The sequence below is a fragment of the Lyngbya sp. CCY1209 genome, assembly GCF_035615495.1.
In the GTDB taxonomy this organism is placed as follows: domain Bacteria; phylum Cyanobacteriota; class Cyanobacteriia; order Cyanobacteriales; family Microcoleaceae; genus Limnospira.
In genome coordinates this window covers 1-21,283 of record NZ_JAJENU010000661.1, presented here as the reverse complement: position 1 = coordinate 21,283, position 21,283 = coordinate 1, and the positions used below count along the sequence as shown (strand labels likewise).

Below are 21,283 nucleotides of genomic sequence, written 5' to 3'. Positions count from 1 at the left end.
CAAAGTCCCCCTTTTGAAGGGGGATTTAGGGGGATCTCACTCAAAGTCCCCCTTTTGAAGGGGGATTTAGGGGGATCGAATTCAAAGTCCCCCTTTTGAAGGGGGATTTGGGGGGATCGAACTCAAAGTCCTTTTGAAGGGGGATTTGGGGGGATCGGAAGTCGGTGAGTCCGGGGAAGAGGCTTGGCTTGGAATCGACTCGGGAAGTCCCACGGATGCGCCCTCCCACAAAAATTGCCATCAAAAATTGTTCCCGGATTTGCTACAATCTTCAGGGTTGTTTCGGTAAATTAATAGAGTATCCTTGAGTCAATCTATCGATCTGCCCAGAGTAGATGAATTTTTAGAAGAACTTGCGGCCATCCAACAAACTGGCTCCAAGCGGATCGCCCTGCTCGGTTCCCGTCACATCCCCCTCACGCACCAGAACTTGATCGAAATGATGAGTTACGCCCTGGTATTGGGGGGCAATCACATGATCACCTCCGGGGCGACGGGGACGAACTCGGCGGCAATCCGGGGTGCGATGCGGGCCGACCCGAACCTGCTGACGGTGATCCTGCCCCAAAGCCTGGATCGCCAGCCACGGGAGTCCAAGCTTCAACTCGAACAAGTGATCCATCTGGTGGAAAATCCCAAAGGAGATATCCTTTCTTTGGCCGAAGCCAGTTCGCTGTGCAACCAGGAGATCATTTCCCGGTGTCAGCAGTTGATCTGTTTTGCATTTCACGACAGCGACACCTTGCTGAAAACCTGCGAGGAAGCGGAGAACCAGCGGAAGGTGGTCACGCTGTTCTATTTGGATTGAGGCGATCGCTTTCTCCCCGACCCGTGGGCGAGAGTTCCGAGGACGCACCCCTTGGCAGTGGCGCTCCGGAATTCCGCTATCATATTTAAGACCGAACTCCGAACACTGAATTGAAATAGACGTCATCACAGTAACGAAGATTTATGGCTTCAACATCTTCTTTCGATATTGTCAGCGATTTCGATCGCCAAGAATTGGTCAACGCGATCGACCAGGCGAAGCGGGAAATCAGCGGTCGCTACGATTTGAAAGATACCAACACCAGTCTCGACCTCGGAGATGATGCGATCGTCGTCAATACCGATAGCGAGTTTACTTTGGATGCCGTCCAGACCATCCTGCAAACGAAGGCGGCGAAACGGAATCTTTCCCTGAAAATATTTGACTATGGAAAGGTGGAATCCGCCAGTGGCAACCGGGTGCGCCAGGAAATCACCCTACAAAAAGGGATCAGCAAAGAAATTGCCAAACAAATTACCAAGCTGATCAAAGATGACTTCAAAAAAGTGCAGGCTTCCATCCAAGGGGACGCGGTGCGGGTTTCGAGCAAATCCAAAGACGATTTGCAGGAGGTGATCGGGCGCCTGAAGCAGGAAGATTTTCCCGTGGCGCTGCAATTCACCAACTATCGATAATCGACGTTGAATCAGGACGGTTGAGAAAACTGTTTTTCCAGGGCCCGGACGATCGCCTCCGGGTCGTCGGTGGCCTCTAACCCCAACTGCTCGGCGAGTTGGCGGACGAGGGCGGGGTTTTGTCGCAACTGGCGCAGCAATTCTTCCAGGGAAACGGTCACGACCTTTTCACCGCCGGGGGTTTCGGGCATCGGGGGCGGAATGTCGGGCCCGTCGTATTCCCAAATCGCCTGCCGCTCTTCCCGAGCCGAGAGATCGGTGGCCAGGGTGGCGGCGATCGCCCCCAATTCCCGCAGCGCATCCAAAGAATTGGTCTGTTTTGCAAACATTTCTAAAGCCGGCGCCAATTGGTAGTTCGGGTTTGGGGCGCTTCGGAGTTGTTCGCCGTACCCCTGCAGCCATCCCACCCACAGTTGGGGATTTCCCTGTTCTCCGAGTTCGTCAAAAAATTGTCGAATTCGCCGGGAATCCCACCCCAAATTGACTTGATTGAGCAGGTATTGAAACAATTCTTCCCGCTGGGCTTCCGTGAGCGATCGCGATTCTTTTTGTTGCAGGTTTTGGCCGATCTCGCGGGCGATCGCGCCGATTTCACCGCTTTCTATTTCCCCGAGTTTCGCCATGCGTCGCGCCAACTCCTGTTGAGGGAGGGGGGACTCGATGGATTTGCGCCCGAACCGCTGTAGCCAACTGGTAAAATACCGGTCGCGATCGCGATTTCCCAGGGCTTCCAATAGTTGCGATCGCCCCCATCCGCCGGCTACCCCGTCGAGCAACTGCATCAGGAAGGTTTCGTATCCGGCATCGCTGAGGGGGGCGGGTGCGCGACGAGATTCCGCGTTCGGCTCCTCGGGACTCGGTTCGCCTTCCGAGGGACGTCCGAACAGTCCGGCGAAGAAATTTTTCAGCCATTGCCAAATCTTTTGAAACATTTGCGAGGTGATTTGGAACGTCCTCTAAATTGTACGTCAATCTCAAATGGGGGGGCGGCATCGTCGCGGCTTCCCCAGTCGGAGGTGGGGAGAATGGCTTGCGAATCGCACCGATCCCGGCATCATTTTGGTTAAGAAAACGCTAAGATTAAAAATCTTTTGAAATCAACCCGAATCCTCGTCAAACAATTGACAAGCGCCAGATATTTTGCCAAATTCAAGGGGGGACGATCGCTCCCATCGTATTTCTCAAGGTTTGGGCGCGATCGCCAAACTGCCAACAGTCGCAGATTTTGACAATTCAATTCCATCGGAAGTATTAGCGAAACGACGAGGAGACAAAAATGGCTGATTTCTTGCTCACCGCCGATCCGGATAATTTCGTCATGACGCCGGGTCTGCTCGGGCCGTCGGATTTTTTGCTGGCTTTAGAAGGAGATGATAACGTTATCGGCAGCGACGATAACGAACGAATCAACGGCAACGCCGACGACGACAATTTGATCGCCGGGGGCGGGAACGACCGGGTTTATGGGGGTCAGGGCAACGATACCCTGGCGGGAGAAGCGGGGATCGATTTCCTCAGCGGCGACGGCGGCGACGACCTGTTGGCGGGGGGTCTGGGAGCCGACATCCTGCTGGGGGGAGACGGTGCGGATATTTTTGTCTTGCAAGTCAATCCCGACGATCCCGCCGTCGGGGACGTGCTGGTGGACTATCGACCCGCGACTCAGGGCGATCGCATCGAACTGCCCGACGGACTGACGGAGGCCGACCTGTCGCCGACCCCCTTTGCGGTTCCCGTGGACGAGGCTCTACTCGCCCAACTCGGGGCGCTCGCACAGGAACTCGACATCAACCTGCCCCCGGAATTGCAAGGGATTCCCCTCACGCCCGAAATTATCCGTCCGGCGATTCAGGCGTTTGCGGGGGTCGATGTCGATCCCGACGGGGATAATATCGTCACCGGCACCTCGGTCGTCGTGGAGGCCACCGGGGAAGTCCTGGCATTTGTCGCCAACTCCACTCCCGCCGATCTGGCGGGAAGCTTCATTTGACGCCGGCATCGACGGGGAAGAACCCCCGATTTTCAACCCCGATCGCCAGCTTCAAATAATGTAAAGATTTTGGGGGGCGATCGGTCGCCATAATGGTTTTTACACCTTGAGCGCAGTTTCGATTATTTACGATGTCACAACCCACGATTGAATCCATTCTCCACGAAAAACGTTTATTCCATCCCCCCGAAGACTTTTCCAAACAGGCTCGCATCAAGAGCATGGACGAGTACCGGGAACTCTACGAAAAAGCCAAAGCCGATCCGGAAGGATTTTGGGCGGAACTGGCGGAAAAAGAACTGCACTGGTTCAAGAAATGGGACCGGGTGCTCGACTGGCAACCGCCCTTCGCCCAGTGGTTCGTCGGCGGCAAAATCAACATTTCCTATAACTGCCTCGACCGCCACCTGACCACCTGGCGCAAAAATAAAGCCGCCCTGATTTGGGAGGGGGAACCGGGGGATTCTCGGACGTTGACTTACGCCCAACTGCACCGGGAAGTGTGCCAGATGGCGAACGTGATCAAGCAGTTGGGGGTGAAAAAAGGCGATCGGGTCGGGATTTATATGCCCATGATCCCGGAGGCGGCGATCGCGATGTTGGCCTGCGCCCGCATCGGTGCGCCCCATACCGTTATTTTTGGCGGATTTAGCGCCGAAGCCCTCAAAGATCGCCTGGAAGATGCCGAGGCGAAACTGGTGATCACCGCTGACGGCGGCTGGCGCAAAGAAGCGATCGTCCCCCTCAAAGATCAGGTGGACCGGGCCCTGCAAGCTGGTGCCCCGAGCGTCGATAACGTGTTGGTCGTACAGCGCACCGAACAAAAAATCAACATGGAACCGGGCCGGGACCACTGGTGGCACGACCTGCAGCAGAACGCTTCCGGACACTGTCCGGCTGAGGAAATGGACAGTGAGGATATGCTGTTCATCCTCTACACCAGTGGCACCACCGGCAAGCCCAAGGGGGTCGTCCACACCACCGGCGGCTACAACCTCTACACCCACGTCACCAACCAGTGGGCCTTCGACCTCCAGGATACGGACGTTTACTGGTGCACGGCGGACGTGGGTTGGATCACCGGCCACAGCTACATCGTCTACGGCCCGCTGTCGAATGGCGCCACGACGCTGATGTACGAGGGCGCGCCCCGGGCGTCCAACCCGGGCTGTCTGTGGGACGTGGTGGAAAAGTACGGGGTGACGATTTTCTACACCGCCCCCACCGCCATCCGCGCCCTGATGAAGATGGGCGAACGCCACCCCAAAGCCCGGAATTTGTCCTCGCTGCGGATTTTGGGGACGGTGGGCGAACCGATCAACCCGGAGGCGTGGATCTGGTATCACCGCGTCATCGGGGGCGAAAAATGCCCGATCGTCGATACCTGGTGGCAGACGGAAACTGGCGGTTTCATGGTCACGCCCCTTCCCGGCGCCACGCCGACGAAGCCCGGTTCGGCGACGCTGCCCTTCCCTGGCATCCTGGCGGATGTGGTGGATACGGAGGGGGAACCCGTCACGAATAATGCGGGGGGATATCTGGTGGTGCGCCACCCCTGGCCGGGGATGATGCGGACGGTGTACGGCGACCCCGATCGCTTCCGGCGGACTTATTGGGAGTACCTGCGACCCAAGGATGGCGGTCACGTCTATTTCGCCGGAGACGGCGCCCACAAGGACGAGGACGGCTATTTCTGGGTGATGGGCCGGGTCGATGACGTGATCAATGTCTCCGGCCACCGGCTGGGGACGATGGAGGTGGAGTCGGCTCTGGTGTCCCATGAGGCGGTGGCTGAGGCGGCGGTGGTGGGCCGCCCCGATGAGGTGAAGGGCGAGGAAATCGTGGCCTTCGTGAGTCTGGAGGGCGATCGCGAACCGGATGAAGCTCTGGAGAAGGAGTTGAAGCAGCACGTCGTCAACGAAATCGGCGCCCTGGCCCGCCCGGGAGAGATCCGGTTTACGGACGATCTGCCGAAAACTCGCTCCGGCAAGATCATGCGCCGCCTGCTGCGATCGCTCGCCTCCGGACAGGAGATTTCGGGCGATACCTCCACCCTCCAAGATCGCAGCGTCCTGGATAAACTGCGCGGCGGCGCCTAGTCGGTTTCCCCGCCCCGGGCGACTCCTGCGGGGTCGCCCGCCCCTTCTTTTCGTCCGAATTGGGCCAATTTTTGCTTTTTTTTGGCGAAATTTTGCCGCGATCGGGGGTTGACGGGGGCGGGCAACTCGGGTTAAAATTGAAGAAATCAATTTTCATAATGGGAGTGGTTGCGAAAATAAAATTTTTGTCACCACTCCCATTGTCTCATAGTATAGCCCAAAACTTCCCAAAAGTCCAGCCCGACCCGAAAATCAAAAAAATTTTTTCGATCGCGATAATTTTTTTTAATGAAAAGAAATTATACAACCCATCGGCAGTGGATGCGTCGGGCGCTGGAACTGGCGCGGGTGGCGGGGGAGGCGGGGGAAGTCCCGGTGGGTGCGGTGATCGTCGGGGGGGAGGGAGAGTTAATTGCCGAGGCGGAAAATCGGCGGGAGCGCGATCGCGACCCGACGGCCCACGCGGAAATCCTGGCGCTGCGGTTCGCGGGCCGGAAGTTGGGGGATTGGCACCTCGAGGCCTGCACGTTGTACGTCACCCTGGAACCGTGTCCGATGTGCGCCGGGGCGATCGTCCAAGGGCGGATCGGTTTGTTGGTGTACGGCGCGGACGATCCCAAGACCGGTACAGTCCGCACGGTTTTGAACCTTCCCGAGAGCGCGGTTTCCTTTCACCGCCCGCAGGTGTTGGGTGGCATTCTGGAGGGGGAGTGCCGCCGGCAGTTGCAGGCTTGGTTTTCCCGACACCGCCGATGATGCGATCGCCAAGACAATCCGAGAAGTGTCCCGGGGTGGGGGGACAGGAGAGGTGACAAAATTTACCTTAGACTCAGGAAATCTATGAAACACCCCCTGATTGTGATGATGACGCTCGAGTCGATCAAACCGTTGCCCGCCGCATCCGCTTGTGTCCGACAAACCCCCGCCGACTCCGGCGTTTCTCCTTGGCTGAGTGCGATCGTTTATCCCCTGAGTCGCTGGGGTTTGCTGCCGTTCTATTTCAGAAAAATCGAAGTGAAAGGTAGGGAAAACCTTCCCAGAAGCGGGCCGGTGATTTTGGCGCCCACCCACCGATCGCGGTGGGATGCGTTTATCGTCCCTTATGCGGCCGGGCCCTACGTCACCGGACGGCATTCGCGATTCATGGTGACGGCGGACGAGATGCGGGGGCCGCAGGGGTGGTTGATCCGCAAAATGGGCGGATTTGCCGTCAATCAGAAACATCCGGCGATCGCCACGGTCCGCCACGGTGTCGATCTGCTCCGCCGGGGGGAAATGTTGGTGATTTTTCCGGAGGGGAACATTTTCCGCGATCGCCAAGTCCACGAGCTCAAACCCGGGCTGGCCCGTTTGGCGCTGCAAGCCGAATCCCACGATCGGAATTTGGGCGTGAAAGTCGTGCCGATGTCTCTACACTACGATCCGATCGTGCCCCGGTGGCGGACGAAAGTCGAAGTCAAAATCGGTGTCCCCCTGGAAGTGAGCCAGTACGCCCAAGGCTCACCGAAACAGGCGGCCCAGAACTTGATGGGCGACCTCGGCCGGCGTCTGGTCGAACTCGACGGCGAATAGCGATCGCGCTATATTACCCTATTCCCTATTACCTGCGCGAAGCGCTATATAGCAGTGCGCGCTCGTATAGTTACAAAACCTATAAAAGGGAGTCGGTCGTCGGGAGTCGGGAGATTGATCATTCCCGGCGTGTTACCACGCCAGGGCTCGTTGCTATACCTGTTGGCGTTACCCATCAACTCACTTCCCCGTGGGGGATAGAAGGCGACTGGGAAACCACCTCCAAGCGGGTAGCTTTGCGGGGAATTTCGATCGCGAATTCCGACCCGATTTCCGGCGTGGAATGGCAGGTCAACCGGCCGCCGTGCTTGGCGACAATTTGGTAACTGATCGCCAGTCCCAAGCCCGTCCCTTTCCCCACCGGTTTGGTGGTAAAAAAGGGCTCGAATAGCCGCCGTCTCACCTCTTCGCTCATGCCCAGACCGTTGTCGGAAATGCGGATCGACACCCAGTCCGAATTGAGCAATTCCGTGTGAATTCGGATGGCGGGATTCAATCCCTCCAAACCCCGGAGATTTTCAATTTCTAAGATAGCGTCGATCGCATTATTCAAAATACTCATAAACACCTGATTAAGTTGGCCGGCGTAACACTCAATTTTCGGCAGGTCGGCATATTCTCGGATCACCTGAATTTCTGGAAATTCCGGCTGTTCGGTGGTGGCGACCCGCCCTTTGAGGCGATGTTGCAGGATCAACAGCGCACTTTCGATGCCCTCGTGAATGTCAACGGGTTTCATCTCGGCTTCGTCGAGTCGGGCAAAGTTCCGCAGGGAGACGACAATTTGCCGAATCCGATTCGCCCCCACCTCCATCGAGGATAAAATTTTGGGCAGGTCGTCCACGATAAAATCCAGTTCAATTTCCTCGATGTGGCTGTTGATCGGCGGTGCCGGATCGGGGTAATATTCTTGATACAATTCGATCAGCTTCAATAAGTCTTGGATATATTGTCCGGCGTAGCTGATATTGCCGTAGATAAAGGTAACGGGATTATTGATTTCGTGGGCGATCCCCGCCACCATCTGGCCGAGGCTGGAGAGTTTTTCGGTTTGGATGAGTTGGGCCTGGGCCTGCCGGAGTTGTTTGAGGGTTTGTTCGAGTTGTCGTGCCCGAGCCCGCTCCCGGGCTGAAGACGCCCGCAGGGCCTCTTCAGCCCGCTTGCGATCGCTGATATCCTTGACGGTTCCGGTCATCCGCAGCGGCGTGCCGTCGGGGGCGCGGGCCACGATCCGGCCGTGGTTGAGTATCCACTTCCAGGCGCCATTTTTAGCCCGCATCCGATGTTCGACCTCGCAAAATGGCAGGTGGGTGGCGAAGTGTTGTTTGAGGACGCCCATCACTTGGCGGCGGTCGTCGGGGTGGACGAGTTTGAACCAGGATCGGGCGTGGGGTTTGATCTCGTCGGCTTCGTACCCGAGCATTTTCCCCCACTGGGGGCTGAAATACACTTCGTCGGTGGCCAAATTCCAGTCCCAGAGGCCCTGACCGGTTCCCGACAGGGCCAGTTGCAGCCGCTCCTCGCTCAACCGCAGGGCTTCGGAGGCTTCTTTGCGGTTGGTGATGTCGAAAATCGCCCCGGCCAGCCACAGAACCCGGCCGTCGTCGTCGAAGATGCCCTGGCCCTTTTCGTAGACCCACCGCAGGGCCCCGTCGGCCCGGATCAACCGATATTCCAAGATGTAGGGTTCCCGAGTCTCGATGGCCTTTTCGATCGCCCGGCCGACGGCTTGGCGGTCGTCGGGGTGGATGAGGCTGGCAAAGGTGCGGGCGCGGTTCCGGATCAGATCGTTGGGGCCGTAGCCGGCGATGGACTCGATGCCGGGACTCAGAAACGTCATGGTGCGATCGCCGTCCGGGTTGCAGCGGTACACCGCCCCCGGGATACTGGAGACGAGGGTGCGAAATTCCCCCTGCCGCTCCCGCAAGGTCCGCTCCACCTGTTTGCGATCGCTGATGTCGCGCACGAATACGCACTGATATTCCTGGCCCCGGAAGTTGAGGTGGTTGACTGTCATCTCCACGGGGATGAGGCGGCTGTGTTTGGTGCGGTGGCGGGCTTCAATTTTGAGGGAACCGCAGCGGCGCAGAATTTTCCAGTGCAGGTCCCAGGAGGATTGGGGAAAGTCGGGGTTGATGTCGTGGATGGTCAGGGTTAGCAATTCGGCGGGGGCGTAGCCCAACATCCGACAGGCGGCGTCGTTGACGTAGAGAATTTGTCCGCGATCGCCGATCCAAAAAATGGCGTCGGCGGCTTTGTCGATGCAAAATTGGGTCAGCGATCGCCCTTGTTCGGGGGAATTGAAGTGGCCCTCGCCCTTGTTGGATAACCGATTGTCCCGGGCGGCGGTCGTTCGGGGCGGCGCGGGTTGGGAACCCGATTCCGGAGACGACGGGGCCGTTGGAGAGGTCTCGAAGAACCGGCGCCACAACCCCAGCAGGAGGCTGGCCGCGACGGTCAACCCGGGGAGGGAATGCCAGGAGAGCCCGAGGTGCGTCAAATGCCGGGTGGCGCCGGCCAGCAAACCGAAGCTGAGAAGCAGGGGAGGGCCGATGGTCGTGCCGCCGATCTCTTGATTGGCGGTCAATTTTTTCAGAAGTGGAAACCGACGCGGGAGAAAACCGGCCCGCACCGGCCGCCGATCGCGGTCGTCGCGGCTGGCAAGCCAGTAAATCCAGGCGATCGCGGCCGAATAACAGAGCAGGGCGACGACCGCACTCGAATCCCAGTGCAGCCAACATCCGGCCGCATTCGATCCCACATCGTTCTCGCAGAATGCCGTCTGGGGTTCTAAAATTGACAGGGTTTTCAAAACAGATTTGAAAAAATGTAACATTGGTGTGATGAAGTTTTTGTTTTCATTCTATTTTGAACTCGTCTCAATAGAATGGTGTGTCCGACGCGAAGAATCTGTAGCGCACCCTGAATTGTCAATCTGTCTCGTCCCCGAACGTTGATCGGAACATGAATGGGGAATATGATGTTTATTATGCTCTATCAATTTATGTAAATTTGTTTCAAACTTTATAGATTTGTATTTTTTTGATAAGCGCCCCATATTTCCCGAGTCGGATTTCTGCGCCCCGAACCGCGGCCGGGGCGATCGCCATTCCCCCGCCCGATCGCCTCAAAATCGGACGGGAGAAAGGCTGCGGCGGGCGAAAGTTAAGAATTGCCCAACACCCAGTTCACCAGGGTTCTCACCCCGAATCCCGTGGCGCCGGCCGTGTTGTAACCCTTATCTTTATCCGTCCACACCGGGCCGGCGATATCCATGTGCGCCCAGGCGGTATCCTTGACGAACTGCTTCAAAAATAAGGTCGCCGTGATCGACCCGCCCGCCCGGGGTCCGGTATTCTTCATGTCGGCGTGGATGGCTTTGAGCCCCTCGAAATATTTCTCCTCGATGGGCATCCGCCAAAACTTCTCGCCCGCGGCCAAAGCTGCCGTCTCCAACTGCTGCGCCAGGTTGTCGTCGGGACTCCACAACCCGGCGATATCATCTCCCAAGGCGACGACGCAGGCCCCCGTCAGGGTCGCCAAATCCACGATCGCGTCCACCCCGAGGCGATCGGCAAACACCAGGGCGTCCGCCAGGGTCAAACGGCCTTCAGCATCAGTATTATTCACTTCGATGGTTTTGCCGTTGGAGGCCCGCAGGAAATCCCCCGGGTGCATCGCCCGACCGCTGATCATATTCTCCGTCACGGCGCTGATAAAATGCACCTCCGCGTCCGGCTTTAACTGCCCGATCGCCTTAGCCGCCCCGAAGGTGGCCGCCGCGCCCCCCATGTCCATCTTCATCATCTCGATGCCGCTGCCGCTGGGTTTGAGGTTCAACCCCCCAGAATCGAAGGTCAAACCCTTGCCCACGATCGCCAATTTCCGGGAGGGCGTCCCCTGGGGTTTGTAGGTCAGGTGAATAAATTTGGGCGGCAAATCCGAGGCCTGGGCGACGCCCAAAAAGGCCCCCATCCCCAATTTCTCGCAATCTTCCCGTTCCAAAATCTCCAACTCCAACCCGTATTCCCCGGCCAGGGTTTCCGCCATCGTCGCCATCGTCAGGGGGGTGACTTCATTGGCGGGGGCGGCGACCAATTCCCGGGCCAGGAACACGCCGGAACAGATCTGTTGGGCCTGGGCGATCGCAGTTTCCGTACCGGGCAACCCCAGCAACTCCACCGTCTCCACTTTAATTTCCTTATCGTTGGTTTCCGACTTGAAGCGGTTGTCCTGGTACAGGGCCAATTCTAATCCCTCCGCGATCGCCCCGGCCGTCGCTTCGGGACTCTCACAAACCGGGAAGCTGACGCCCAAAACCTTTCCCTTCAAGGTTTTCGCGGACTGTCCGGATGCGGCTGCCCCCCGGCGGAGGATCTCTAACGTCAGGGCGTCCGGCGCACCCAACCCCACCAACACCACCTTGCGGATGGGGCTATTCCCGCCCACGCGGGTGGCGGCGCTGCTGTCAACTTTGCCCTGAAAATCACTTTCCTCGATCAATTCCTTCAGGGTTCCGCCCAATTTCTCGTCGAGTTGCCCCAGATCTCCGCCGAGATCGACTTCGTTCTCAAACAGACCGATCGCCAATACATCTCCAGACCAGTCCAGGCGAGATGTGTCTGTCGCTCTAAATTCCATGCCTTATTCTCAACGTCTACATTATCAATAACTATACCGAAGGGGTGGGGTTGCGGGAGTCAGTATTAGGGAGTCGGTATTCGGGTCAGTTGGCCGACTCTCTTCCGTCGGGCCGGGGATTGGGTCGGGGGCGACGGAGAAGAGTAATCGCTTAAATTCACAAATTGTGGCAATTTTGGGGAATTATCCGAATTTTGAGTTCGGGGGGCGATCGCAATGCAGGTTTGCCAACTGTCACGTCCTTTGCCGTCAAATCGTTTGCGTTTCCTAGGATGAGAAGCAGCAGTTTTCGGAAGGAACAATTGTGGGGGCAAAATTGATGAACAGCAAACTCGGCGCCCAAAAAGACACGGCGGCATGGATTTTCCAAGTCTGGGCCTCTTTTATACTGGCCACGTCCGCGACGGCGATCGGCATTTTTTATCTGCCCGTCGATCCCTGGGTCAAAGGGTTCATGGGCATGGGCCTGACGTTCTCAGTCGGGTCGTCCTTTACCCTCGCCAAAACCATCCGAGACAACCACGAAAGCCAGAAGCTACTGTCCCGGGTGGATGAAGCGAAATTGGAAAAGCTGCTGGCCGAACACAACGTCTTTGAGTGAATTTGCGGTTGAAAAAATTTTCGGCAATTTCTGACCATTGGGGGAGTCCGGGACGACAAAAAATCGCCGGACTCCTTTTATAGTGGGCGTTTAGATTAATCCCGACCAAAAGAATCGGGTATGGTTGACGAAGGTTTGACAGCCGTGATAGGCTTTTGCAAACAGTGAAACCAGAACCCGAGCAAGCAGAGGTAAGTGTCATGACCCAGGCAATCCACAACCCCACCGTCACCCCCGCCACCGGAGCCACCTTCGACAAGCTCAAGTGCAAGGAGTGCGGCGAAGAATACCCCCTCGAAGCCAAACACGTCTGCGAAGTCTGCTTCGGTCCGCTGGAAGTTCAGTACAACTACGACAACCTCCGCAAGCTGGTGACTCGCCAAAGTATCGCCGCGGGCCCGAAATCCATCTGGCGTTACCGCAACTTCCTCCCCGTCGCCACCGATGATGTCATCGACGTGGGCACGGGGATGACACCGCTGGTGAAGTCGGAACGGTTAGCCCGCCGCCTGGGTCTGAAAAACCTCTATATCAAAAACGACGCGGTGAATATGCCCACTCTCAGCTTCAAGGATAGAGTGGTATCGGTCGCCCTCAGTCGCGCTAGAGAATTGGGATTCTCGACTGTTTCCTGTGCGAGTACCGGAAATTTGGCCAACTCCACCGCCGCGATCGCAGCTAAAGCCGGACTCGACTGCTGCGTATTCATCCCCGCCGATCTCGAAGCCGGAAAGGTATTGGGCACCCTGATTTACAACCCCATCCTGATGGCCGTCCGGGGCAATTACGACCAGGTGAACCGCCTCTGTTCGGAAGTGGCGAACACCCACGGCTGGGGTTTTGTGAATATCAACCTGCGTCCCTACTATTCGGAAGGGTCGAAAACCCTCGGATTTGAAGTCGCCGAACAGTTGGGTTGGCAACTGCCCGATCACGTCGTCGCCCCCATCGCCTCCGGTTCCCTGTACACGAAGATTCACAAGGGTTTCCAAGAATTCGTGAAAGTCGGTTTGGTGGACGATAAACCCGTCCGCTTCAGCGGCGCCCAGGCGGAAGGCTGTTCCCCCGTCGCCACCGCATTCAAGGAAGATCGGGATTTCATCACCCCCGTCAAACCCAACACCATCGCCAAGTCGATCGCGATCGGCAACCCGGCGGATGGGGTTTACGCGGTGGAATTGGCAAAGAAAACCGGCGGCCATGTGGAATCCGTGAATGATGCGGAAGTGATCGAAGGGATCAAGCTGCTGGCGGAAACCGAGGGTATCTTCACCGAAACCGCCGGCGGGACGACGATCGCCGTCCTCAAAAAACTGGTGGAAGCGGGTAAAATCGACCCCGATGAAACCACTGTGGTTTACATCACCGGAAATGGCCTCAAAACCCAAGAGGCGGTTCACGGCTACATCGGCGAACCCCTGACCATCGATCCGAAACTGGACAGCTTTGAAGTGGCGATCGAACGGGCCCGGACGCTGGATCGTTTGGAGTGGCAGCAAGTTTTGGTCTAATTCCCATCCTTTCCTTGAAGGGGTAAAATCTAATTCCTTGGGGGAGGTTCCGGCCTCCTCTATTTCAACGAAAACCCGTTTCACGATTGCAATCAACGAACAATGGCTGTTACCGTTTTAATTCCCACCCCGCTACAGAAGTTCACCAACAACCAGGCGACCCTGGAATGTCAGGGAAGCAACATCATGGAGTTGATCGATTCCCTGGAAGCGAACTGTCCCGGGATTAAAAAGAGTCTGTGCGACGACCAGGGACAACCCCGCCGGTTTTTGAACTTCTACGTCAACAGCGAAGATATCCGCTTTTTGGACGGAACCAATACCGAACTCAATGATGGGGATGAAGTCAGTATTGTTCCGGCTGTGGCTGGGGGCTAATCCTTTTTGGTATTGACAGGCAAGATGCCTGTCCTACGACGGAGTTATAAAGTTTTTGCGATCGCTTTCAAAGGGGAGGCGATCGCTTTATAATAATTGGTTAATCTGGTGGCAGACTCGGGGGAGATGCGTTTCTCAATCCCCTCCAACTCTGCTGAACTATTCGCCCGGTCGTATTTTTTAACCCTCACATCCATGAATTATTCTATCCCCTCCACACTTCAGGAAATGATCGAACTCCGCCAGCAGCCGGTGAGTGAAGAACTCGTCGCTGCGGCGATCGCGGGTGTGGTCAAAATTGCGCGATCGCAACACCAATCTTTGGAGGAATTGACGACGGAAGTCCTCGCGGACGATCACGTACTCAATTTGGAACAGCGGCTTTGGTTGAGTGATCTGATCGCCCAGGCGTGGAATGGGTTAGGTTGAAGTTAGAAATAAGTTTATCCTTTTAACCAATCAAATATTTCTCCGAGGGTGAGTTGAACGGCTTGGGCAAATTCCGGGACGGGTAAAGTTTCCTCCGGGGTTTCAAAGACTCGCACGGAACGATCTGCACCGTAGACAAAAATGCAGGATTCCTCCGCATCTAAAAGCCAACCCATTTCAGTCCCGTTATCGAGACAGTGGAGAATATTGCGAATCACTTTGGTTTGACGTTGGTTAGGCGAGAGAATTTCGATCGCCCAATCCGGCGAAAGGTTAAAATAATTTTCGACTCTGCCATCAGCCCTGCGGGGGATGCGTTCCCATCGAAAAACGGAGACATCCGGAACGAGCGATCGCCCCCCGAACGTGCAGCGTAACTCGGGATAAGCCCGGGCGACTTTCGGAGGCTTCAACGTCCCATTCAAACTGGTGACGAGATCTCCCTGTAATGTGCTGTGTTCTCCTTGGGGCATGGGTTTCTGAATGATTTTTCCGTTGACATATTCGCTGGCGGGTTTGGTTTCAGGCAATTCCAGAAATTCGGCTAGGGTGAGCGATCGCGTTTGGGTTTGTACCATTATCTTTGACCTGTCTCTTCTGTTTTATTTTAGTATTAAGGGTTATTGAGACAGTATACCTTGGCTTCCTGTTCGAGTTGGGCGATCGTTTGTTCCCACTGTTGAAGTTGTTGATCACGATCGTAGAGTTGTTCATCCTCGGGAGCAGGAAGACCGATGTTAGGGTTATAAGGTTCAATTCTTTTATCGTTGATCTTAAAATTTGTTAATCCTTCGTTGGGTAAAATCCCCCGATGACGCAACCACGGTTCACAAGAGCTCTGCCAACAGTATACATGATCGTGACGTTCACAGTCTGCCCAGTATCGGAGTCGTTTGACTGATAAAGTTTTTGACTCAAATAGCTGATCATCAAGATTATGATTGTTAGCTACAATTCTTGTTTCACTTCCCTTCCCCCGAAAGAATTCAATCACAAACCACTTTTCAAAATCAAAAATACAAACCTCTGTCTCCTGACTGCCATCATCTTCTAACTTGAGATAATCGCGATCGTTCAAATAACTGCCGAGCCGATTAATTGTAGATTGGGGGAGCAAAATTCGGATGCGTTCAAAGCGATCGCTATAATTTGACCAGAAAGTGCAACGCGATCGCAGCCGATTCGATTCTGTGGGGTGTAAATCCATCTGTTCTAGGACGCGATCGACTAACTGGGAAAAATCTTCATAGTTAGCCATCCCAATCCATTTTCGCAAATTTTCTTTTGCCTTACCCGATAGTTTGTGCCAGCGACTCTTGGGAATCCGGGGACTATAGCGACCTTTTATCCAATCCGCTAATTGAGAAAAATTTTTGCTCCGTGATGATGGCATTCCCAAGAGTAATTTTTCAACCGTTTCGAGTTCCTGTTGTTGAGACATTTCATGTAGACAGGCTAATAATACATCTGTATTGTCATTATCATTATTTAAAAATAAGTCTGCAATAAAATTGAGAGCATTTTTACTCACATCAATTTCTTGAGGTAAATCGACAGCTTGAAATAGCTGTCGTGGGGAAAGATTGCGTTTATAACTCAGCTTGGCAATTTCTTTTTCCGGTTGAGGATTGCACAATATAATCAAAATATCACGAGTTAATTCATCCTGATAGTCTTGCGGGGTGAATGCAGAAATATTTTCTGCAATTGAACGAGAAACTCCATTTTGTTGATGGCTCCAATAAAGGGCAGTCCCCCAGAACAATCGCAATTTGAGCCAAGGCAGATTTTGAGATGCTCGCCAAATATTTCGAGCCGTAAATCGCTCACGACGAGGATTGTTTTGATCCCATTTTTCTTTTTCATGCAGACACACAATCCATTCGATATCAATAATATTTTGAAACTTGCCCGATTCAATATCGTTAAAAATTTCATCGACAGGGCGAAGGCGACGATTTTTCGGCAATCTAAAGTTTTCCGGAATCAATGACGATCTGGGTTGTTTTGATCCAATCAAATTGGCAAGTTTTTCTAACTTATTAGCTTCCGGCACTGGAGAAAGTTGGAGTTTGGGAATATTAATCATTGTTGTTCGGTCAATTGTAGTTTGTAGGGTGTGTTCTTAGTTATTGATTATCGGTGGTAGGGGCGGTATTCGATCCCCCCTAGCCCCCCTTGAAAAGGGGGGGACAAGATGACCAATTGAGTTCGTGATTCGATCCCCCCTAGCCCCCCTTGAAAAGGGGGGGACAAGATAACAAACCTTGAAAGGGGGGGACAAGATGACAAACCTTGAAAGGGGCAGGGCTGTTTCATTTTCCCCCGAAAAATGGCAGGCAGAGGGAGATCCAGGGAGATTCAAGTAGAAGGGGGGAAGAGGGATATTTTTCAAAGTCCCCCTTTTTAAGGGGGATTTAGGGGGATCATCCGTCGGATTTAGGGGGAGCATCTTTTCAAGGGGGATTTAGGGGGAGCAAAATCGGGAAGTCCAAGTCCCCCTTTTTAAGGGGGATTTAGGGGGATCATCCGTCGGATTTAGGCAACTCAACATAGTCGATCAATTCAGTCTTCGGTAATTGTTCCATAACTTGATCGAAGTCTTGGCGACGGAACTGGAAGCGGAACAAAACTTTTCTATCTTTGGGATCGTCGCTGTTTTGATTCGCGTCAATTTCACCCCTGCCAGCCGGCAAAATTTTGGCGATCAACTTTTGTTTTTCCGAAAATTGCAACTCATCAGATAAGATATAATCGACAACCGATAGAGCACGCTGCAAACTTAGATCCATATTTTCGATGTCAGTCCCTTTGGAACTGGTTCGCCCTTCAATGATAATTCGCGTCACCTCTCGTTCAAACAAGGCATCGGAAAAAATCACCTGGCTGTAGGCGGGAATAAATTGCTTCAGAAAATTTTTTCCGGCGGGTTTGAGTTCGGCACTTCCTTCATCAAAAAGAATGCGATCGCCAATTCTCACGTCCCCAGTTTCGGGAACAACTTCCACGACACCCGCACCGCTACCCATTTTGTCTTCCAGTGCATTCAAAATTCGGATCGGCAATTCATCGATCGCCTTTTTGTAGGCTTGCAATTCGATTTCCAGTTTTCTGGCTCTTTCAGTCGCCAGATAAAACTGAGCTTGAGTGACGATAAACAGCAGGGCAAAAAACATCAGCAAACCGGACATCAAGTCACTGATTGAAAGCCAAGTTCCCGCATCTTGCTCCTCTTGCAGTTCAAAGTCTTGTTCTAATTCACCGAGTTCGCTCATCATCCATTCCTCCCATTACCCGTTTTAACATCTTTAGCGGCGGCGACTAAATAATTGGCAACATTCAATAATTCAACGGACGTTTGATCTATTCCGTTAAATATCCGGTTAGATGACTCATCAAATTTTGTGATGTTGTTACAGTAGGATTCATTCGCCTGCTGTAGATATCCTGCAAACTGCCCTAAAGCCTGTTCAAACTGATTGGCAGCCGTTTGGTAACTCCGAGAAACCTGACTGGCGTTTTGCCCGATATCTCGCATCAGTTCTTTATATTGAGCCATACGCTCAGTATCACCTATTCCCACGGCACTGACGAGATTGCTAGTTGCACTGACAGTCCCGTTAATTTGACTCATACTAGAGCCAATTTTATTGGTAATCTCATTAAAGATTTCTTTCCATGATTCGCCAGCTTCAACTAACACTCCACCCATTTTCTGGATGATTCCCTCCAGTTCACCTTTTTGTGCCGTCAAGAAATCTTCCAGTTGGGTTTGATACTCATTGCGGAAAATCCTGAGTTCCTCTTGAGTCAATTCTTTCGTGTCTTCGATAATCCGATGAATACTTTGAAACTTATTAGCCACTTCATCGGCATTATCTTTAAACACTTGTCGCTGTTTGTCTAAGCCTTCAATACTTTTATCGACGACTTTATTGATTTCAACTGCTACTGTTTCCAAAACGCCTCTGGTATCGGTTTGGAATTGAGTCAGAGTTGCTTTCATAGATTGGGCAAATTCCTGCAATTCCGACATGGTAGTTTTTTGGAAATCTTGAATTGTTCCGATGGAATCGGACAAACTTTCGGTGATGCCATCTAGAGACTGACTGAGTGTTTGGACGTTTTTAGATACCTCTTGCGTCAATTTTGCACTTTCATCCAATCGCTCAACCAGGGGTTCAATCAATTCTGTTCGCAACTGATTAACTAAGTTTTCAACGGTGTTGCCTTGCTGTTCCTGTAATTCTTTCAGCGATCGCACCTCATCCGCCAAGGGGGTTAACAAGGGTTTAAATTGCTCTCGGTTAGCTTCGGCGATCGCACCAGCTAAAGGTGTCACCAAGTCTTGTAATTGCGATCGGTTCGCTACAGCGATCGCACCAGCTAAAGGTGCCACTAAGTCTTGTACTTGCTTTCGGTGGGCGATCGCATTAGCATTCAATTGTTGTAGCTGTTCGTCTTGTCGTTGCTGAATTGTAGTGAGTTTTTGAACAATCAGGCTATTTTCTGAATTTAAAGTTTTGGAAATTGCATCGCCAACTGCTTTTCCAATTGCCTCGGCAGTCAAGTGATTTGATTGTCCTCGATTGGATTGTACGTCCATTCGAGATAAAATATGACTGGGTGTATGGAAAACAGCAATTTCATCTAATTTTTTACGCAGCTTATTTCGATAAGCCTGTCCCTTTTCTGACCTGAAAGCAAGAATTAGCATCATTAAAGCGGCAGAACCCAAGCCGACAAGAGAAGTTGAGAAGGCGAGTTTCATACCCGCAAGCAATTGGGTACTGCTATCGATCAGTATCTCCGGATTGTCAATGCTATTTAAGCCAATATCTCGCAATCCAGACTGAATCCCCCAAAAGGTTCCTAAGATTCCCAATGCAGTTAGAAGAGTGGGTGCAAAAGAAACGGGCGATCGCGGAACGGGTGAGTTCAGAACACTCGGGTAAGACAATAAAATTAACTTTCCATTATCAATTTTGGGATAAAATACGTTGTTGTCCCATTTTCCATCTAAATGTTTTCCACACCAAGATTGAATATCTCCTGATTGAGGGGAGATTGCTTGTGGTTGACCCGAAACTTTGGAAAGGTGGTTGATCGAACGTTCTACAACTTTAAATTTTGACTTGTATTTGTAGAAAGATACGCGCCAGTCCCAAATAATAAGACAGAATGTAACAACTAATATAATTGCACTCCATCCCGAACACAAGGCAATCACATCTTCGCTCAAACTGTTGAAATCAGACAAACTGTAAAAACTGTCAAACATGAAATGGAACTCCTGATTTTCAAACTTGTGTAAATTTCTGCAATTCTTCAGCCGTCAAAAACGCTTGTGCTCTCCGAACCGGAAGGTGGGCTGCATTCCAATATTTACCAATGGAAGGTTCCAGAATTAACCCATACAGCGGTTCTTGATTTTCTGCTGCTTCTTGCAGTTCGGGATCGTCGTCATCCGCCGAATCATCGATTTTCAAATAGACGCGATCGGGTGCAAAATTGCGGAGGAGACGAACCTGCATTTGGGTTTTCATGTCTCGGAAGGAAAGGGCAAGATTGGCACTGGGATTAAATAGCTTTCGGGCAGCTTTCCAGGCGCGATTGATGGCGAAAATTTCCTCAACGATCTGTTCGATCGCCGGGTCGAAAACTTCTGACATTTGTGGTAAAATTCTAATGGTTCAGATGCGCGATCGCACCCAACGGCGATCGCTACTGCTTCCCAATATTCACATTGGGGCGATATCCTCCCGAAATTCCTGAGATGGGGTTGGAAAAGAGCGTCAAACGCTGTCGCAGGAACCGGACGGGGCAAAGCGGGTTGAGAAGGGTGGTGATGGCTAACATTGATTGCCAGAGCAATAACTCTATACAATTAGTGTATGAAGGCTTTCCCGGCGGATCAACAGTGAAATTACTGAACTTTCCCTTCGTTAAATTTCCTTCGATCTCCGTAGAATTACTGAGATTTCTGCACAAGTTGATACCCGCCCGATCGCAGTTCGGGCGAGGCAACGAAAAATCTAGAAATGCGGCGATATGATGACAGTTACGATTGGCCGTAATATTCCAAGGCGTAATCCCGGAACCGTTCCAAGTCTTTTTGAATGGTAGATTCAACCACCCGTCCCAGGAATAAACCATCCATAATCTTACCCAAAATGCCGGGGATGGCGTAGGCGACGGACAGCCGGACGATGCTGCTGTCGTGGCGATCGTAGAAGCGGATCGCGCCCCGGTTGGGCAGTCCGTCCACCGATTCCCACTGGATAATTTGGTGGGGAATTTCCTTGAGAATTCGAGATAGCCAACTGAACTCGAAATTGCTACTCGCCAACTTCCACCGAGACAGTTCGGGATTTTCTTCCAAAACATGAACCGATTCGATCCATTTCATCCAGCGCGGCATTTGTTCCAAATCCGACCACAAATCCCACGCCACATCGATGGGGACGCTTACTTCGATTTGTACGCTGTGTTCTAGCCAGTCAGTCATGATTAGGGTGTGGGGTGTGGGAGGGACGTTTTCCGTAGGGGCAGGCCTCTGTGCCTGCCTTCTTCAATTGTAGGGGCAGGCCTCTGTGCCTGCCTTCTGATTTTAGGGGCA

General features: G+C 53.1%; 20 protein-coding genes. 10 read left to right on the top strand and 10 right to left on the bottom strand.

Going from position 1 to position 21,283, the window contains the following annotated elements:
* The first annotated feature begins 304 nt into the window (after positions 1-304).
* Positions 305-808: a DNA recombination-mediator protein A gene (locus tag LKE08_RS27295; RefSeq protein ID WP_324707453.1), complete on the top strand. Its 504-nt coding sequence runs from the start codon at positions 305-307 to the stop codon at positions 806-808.
* A gap of 143 nt (positions 809-951) precedes the next feature.
* On the top strand, positions 952-1,443 hold the full coding sequence (locus LKE08_RS27290) for a YajQ family cyclic di-GMP-binding protein (RefSeq protein WP_324707452.1): 492 nt from the start codon (positions 952-954) through the stop codon (positions 1,441-1,443).
* Between the two features lie 11 nt (positions 1,444-1,454).
* Here LKE08_RS27290 and LKE08_RS27285 read toward each other — a convergent pair whose 3' ends face one another.
* Positions 1,455-2,375: a hypothetical protein gene (locus LKE08_RS27285; protein WP_324707451.1), complete on the bottom strand. Its 921-nt coding sequence runs from the start codon at positions 2,373-2,375 to the stop codon at positions 1,455-1,457.
* 344 nt (positions 2,376-2,719) lie between these two features.
* Here LKE08_RS27285 and LKE08_RS27280 point away from each other — a divergent pair, with 344 nt between their 5' ends.
* The 4 genes from LKE08_RS27280 (at position 2,720) to LKE08_RS27265 (ending at position 7,104) form a co-directional block, all read left to right on the top strand.
* Positions 2,720-3,433, top strand: a complete 714-nt coding sequence (locus LKE08_RS27280) for a hypothetical protein (RefSeq protein WP_324707450.1) — start codon at positions 2,720-2,722, stop codon at positions 3,431-3,433.
* Between the two features lie 131 nt (positions 3,434-3,564).
* The gene (acs, locus tag LKE08_RS27275; protein WP_324707449.1) at positions 3,565-5,532 is read left to right on the top strand and encodes an acetate--CoA ligase; all 1,968 of its coding nucleotides are present in this window, start codon (positions 3,565-3,567) and stop codon (positions 5,530-5,532) included.
* A 288-nt stretch (positions 5,533-5,820) separates the two neighbouring features.
* A complete protein-coding gene (gene tadA, locus LKE08_RS27270; RefSeq protein WP_324707448.1) occupies positions 5,821-6,288 on the top strand; it encodes a tRNA adenosine(34) deaminase TadA in 468 nt (155 codons plus the stop codon).
* Between the two features lie 105 nt (positions 6,289-6,393).
* Positions 6,394-7,104: a lysophospholipid acyltransferase family protein gene (locus LKE08_RS27265; RefSeq protein WP_375341471.1), complete on the top strand. Its 711-nt coding sequence runs from the start codon at positions 6,394-6,396 to the stop codon at positions 7,102-7,104.
* 175 nt (positions 7,105-7,279) lie between these two features.
* Here LKE08_RS27265 and LKE08_RS27260 read toward each other — a convergent pair whose 3' ends face one another.
* Complete coding sequence (locus LKE08_RS27260; protein WP_324707446.1) at positions 7,280-9,940, bottom strand: PAS domain-containing protein; 2,661 nt, start codon at positions 9,938-9,940, stop codon at positions 7,280-7,282.
* A 329-nt stretch (positions 9,941-10,269) separates the two neighbouring features.
* Positions 10,270-11,745, bottom strand: a complete 1,476-nt coding sequence (locus tag LKE08_RS27255) for a leucyl aminopeptidase (RefSeq protein ID WP_324707445.1) — start codon at positions 11,743-11,745, stop codon at positions 10,270-10,272.
* 319 nt (positions 11,746-12,064) lie between these two features.
* Here LKE08_RS27255 and LKE08_RS27250 point away from each other — a divergent pair, with 319 nt between their 5' ends.
* The 3 genes from LKE08_RS27250 (at position 12,065) to LKE08_RS27240 (ending at position 14,235) form a co-directional block, all read left to right on the top strand.
* Positions 12,065-12,346 (top strand): YiaA/YiaB family inner membrane protein, encoded by a 282-nt coding sequence (locus LKE08_RS27250; protein WP_324707444.1) that lies wholly within the window; start codon positions 12,065-12,067, stop codon positions 12,344-12,346.
* 200 nt (positions 12,347-12,546) lie between these two features.
* Complete coding sequence (thrC, locus tag LKE08_RS27245) at positions 12,547-13,857, top strand: threonine synthase (RefSeq protein ID WP_324707443.1); 1,311 nt, start codon at positions 12,547-12,549, stop codon at positions 13,855-13,857.
* A 102-nt stretch (positions 13,858-13,959) separates the two neighbouring features.
* Entirely contained in the window at positions 13,960-14,235 is a 276-nt protein-coding gene (locus LKE08_RS27240; RefSeq protein ID WP_324707442.1) for a MoaD/ThiS family protein, read from the top strand.
* A 44-nt stretch (positions 14,236-14,279) separates the two neighbouring features.
* Here the strand turns inward: LKE08_RS27240 and LKE08_RS27235 are convergent, their stop codons facing one another.
* Positions 14,280-14,432: a hypothetical protein gene (locus LKE08_RS27235; RefSeq protein WP_324707441.1), complete on the bottom strand. Its 153-nt coding sequence runs from the start codon at positions 14,430-14,432 to the stop codon at positions 14,280-14,282.
* On the opposite strand from LKE08_RS27235, the gene LKE08_RS27230 reads away from it, so the two are divergent.
* Positions 14,431-14,664: a hypothetical protein gene (locus LKE08_RS27230; RefSeq protein ID WP_324707440.1), complete on the top strand. Its 234-nt coding sequence runs from the start codon at positions 14,431-14,433 to the stop codon at positions 14,662-14,664. The two genes, LKE08_RS27235 and LKE08_RS27230, sit on opposite strands and share 2 nt — an antisense overlap.
* A 14-nt stretch (positions 14,665-14,678) precedes the next feature.
* Here LKE08_RS27230 and LKE08_RS27225 read toward each other — a convergent pair whose 3' ends face one another.
* The 6 genes from LKE08_RS27225 to LKE08_RS27200 form a co-directional block, all read right to left on the bottom strand.
* The gene (locus LKE08_RS27225) at positions 14,679-15,242 is read right to left on the bottom strand and encodes a Uma2 family endonuclease (protein WP_324707439.1); all 564 of its coding nucleotides are present in this window, start codon (positions 15,240-15,242) and stop codon (positions 14,679-14,681) included.
* A 35-nt stretch (positions 15,243-15,277) separates the two neighbouring features.
* Positions 15,278-16,753 (bottom strand): EH signature domain-containing protein, encoded by a 1,476-nt coding sequence (locus LKE08_RS27220; protein WP_324707438.1) that lies wholly within the window; start codon positions 16,751-16,753, stop codon positions 15,278-15,280.
* Positions 16,754-17,189: 436 nt separating this feature from the next.
* The gene (locus LKE08_RS27215) at positions 17,190-17,939 is read right to left on the bottom strand and encodes an OmpA family protein (RefSeq protein ID WP_324707437.1); all 750 of its coding nucleotides are present in this window, start codon (positions 17,937-17,939) and stop codon (positions 17,190-17,192) included.
* Complete coding sequence (locus tag LKE08_RS27210) at positions 17,939-19,945, bottom strand: hypothetical protein (protein WP_324707436.1); 2,007 nt, start codon at positions 19,943-19,945, stop codon at positions 17,939-17,941. The genes LKE08_RS27215 and LKE08_RS27210 overlap by 1 nt, the downstream gene beginning before the upstream one ends.
* A 19-nt stretch (positions 19,946-19,964) precedes the next feature.
* Positions 19,965-20,336: a hypothetical protein gene (locus tag LKE08_RS27205; RefSeq protein WP_324707435.1), complete on the bottom strand. Its 372-nt coding sequence runs from the start codon at positions 20,334-20,336 to the stop codon at positions 19,965-19,967.
* Between the two features lie 389 nt (positions 20,337-20,725).
* Complete coding sequence (locus LKE08_RS27200; protein ID WP_324707434.1) at positions 20,726-21,172, bottom strand: SRPBCC family protein; 447 nt, start codon at positions 21,170-21,172, stop codon at positions 20,726-20,728.
* Positions 21,173-21,283 lie beyond the last annotated feature (111 nt).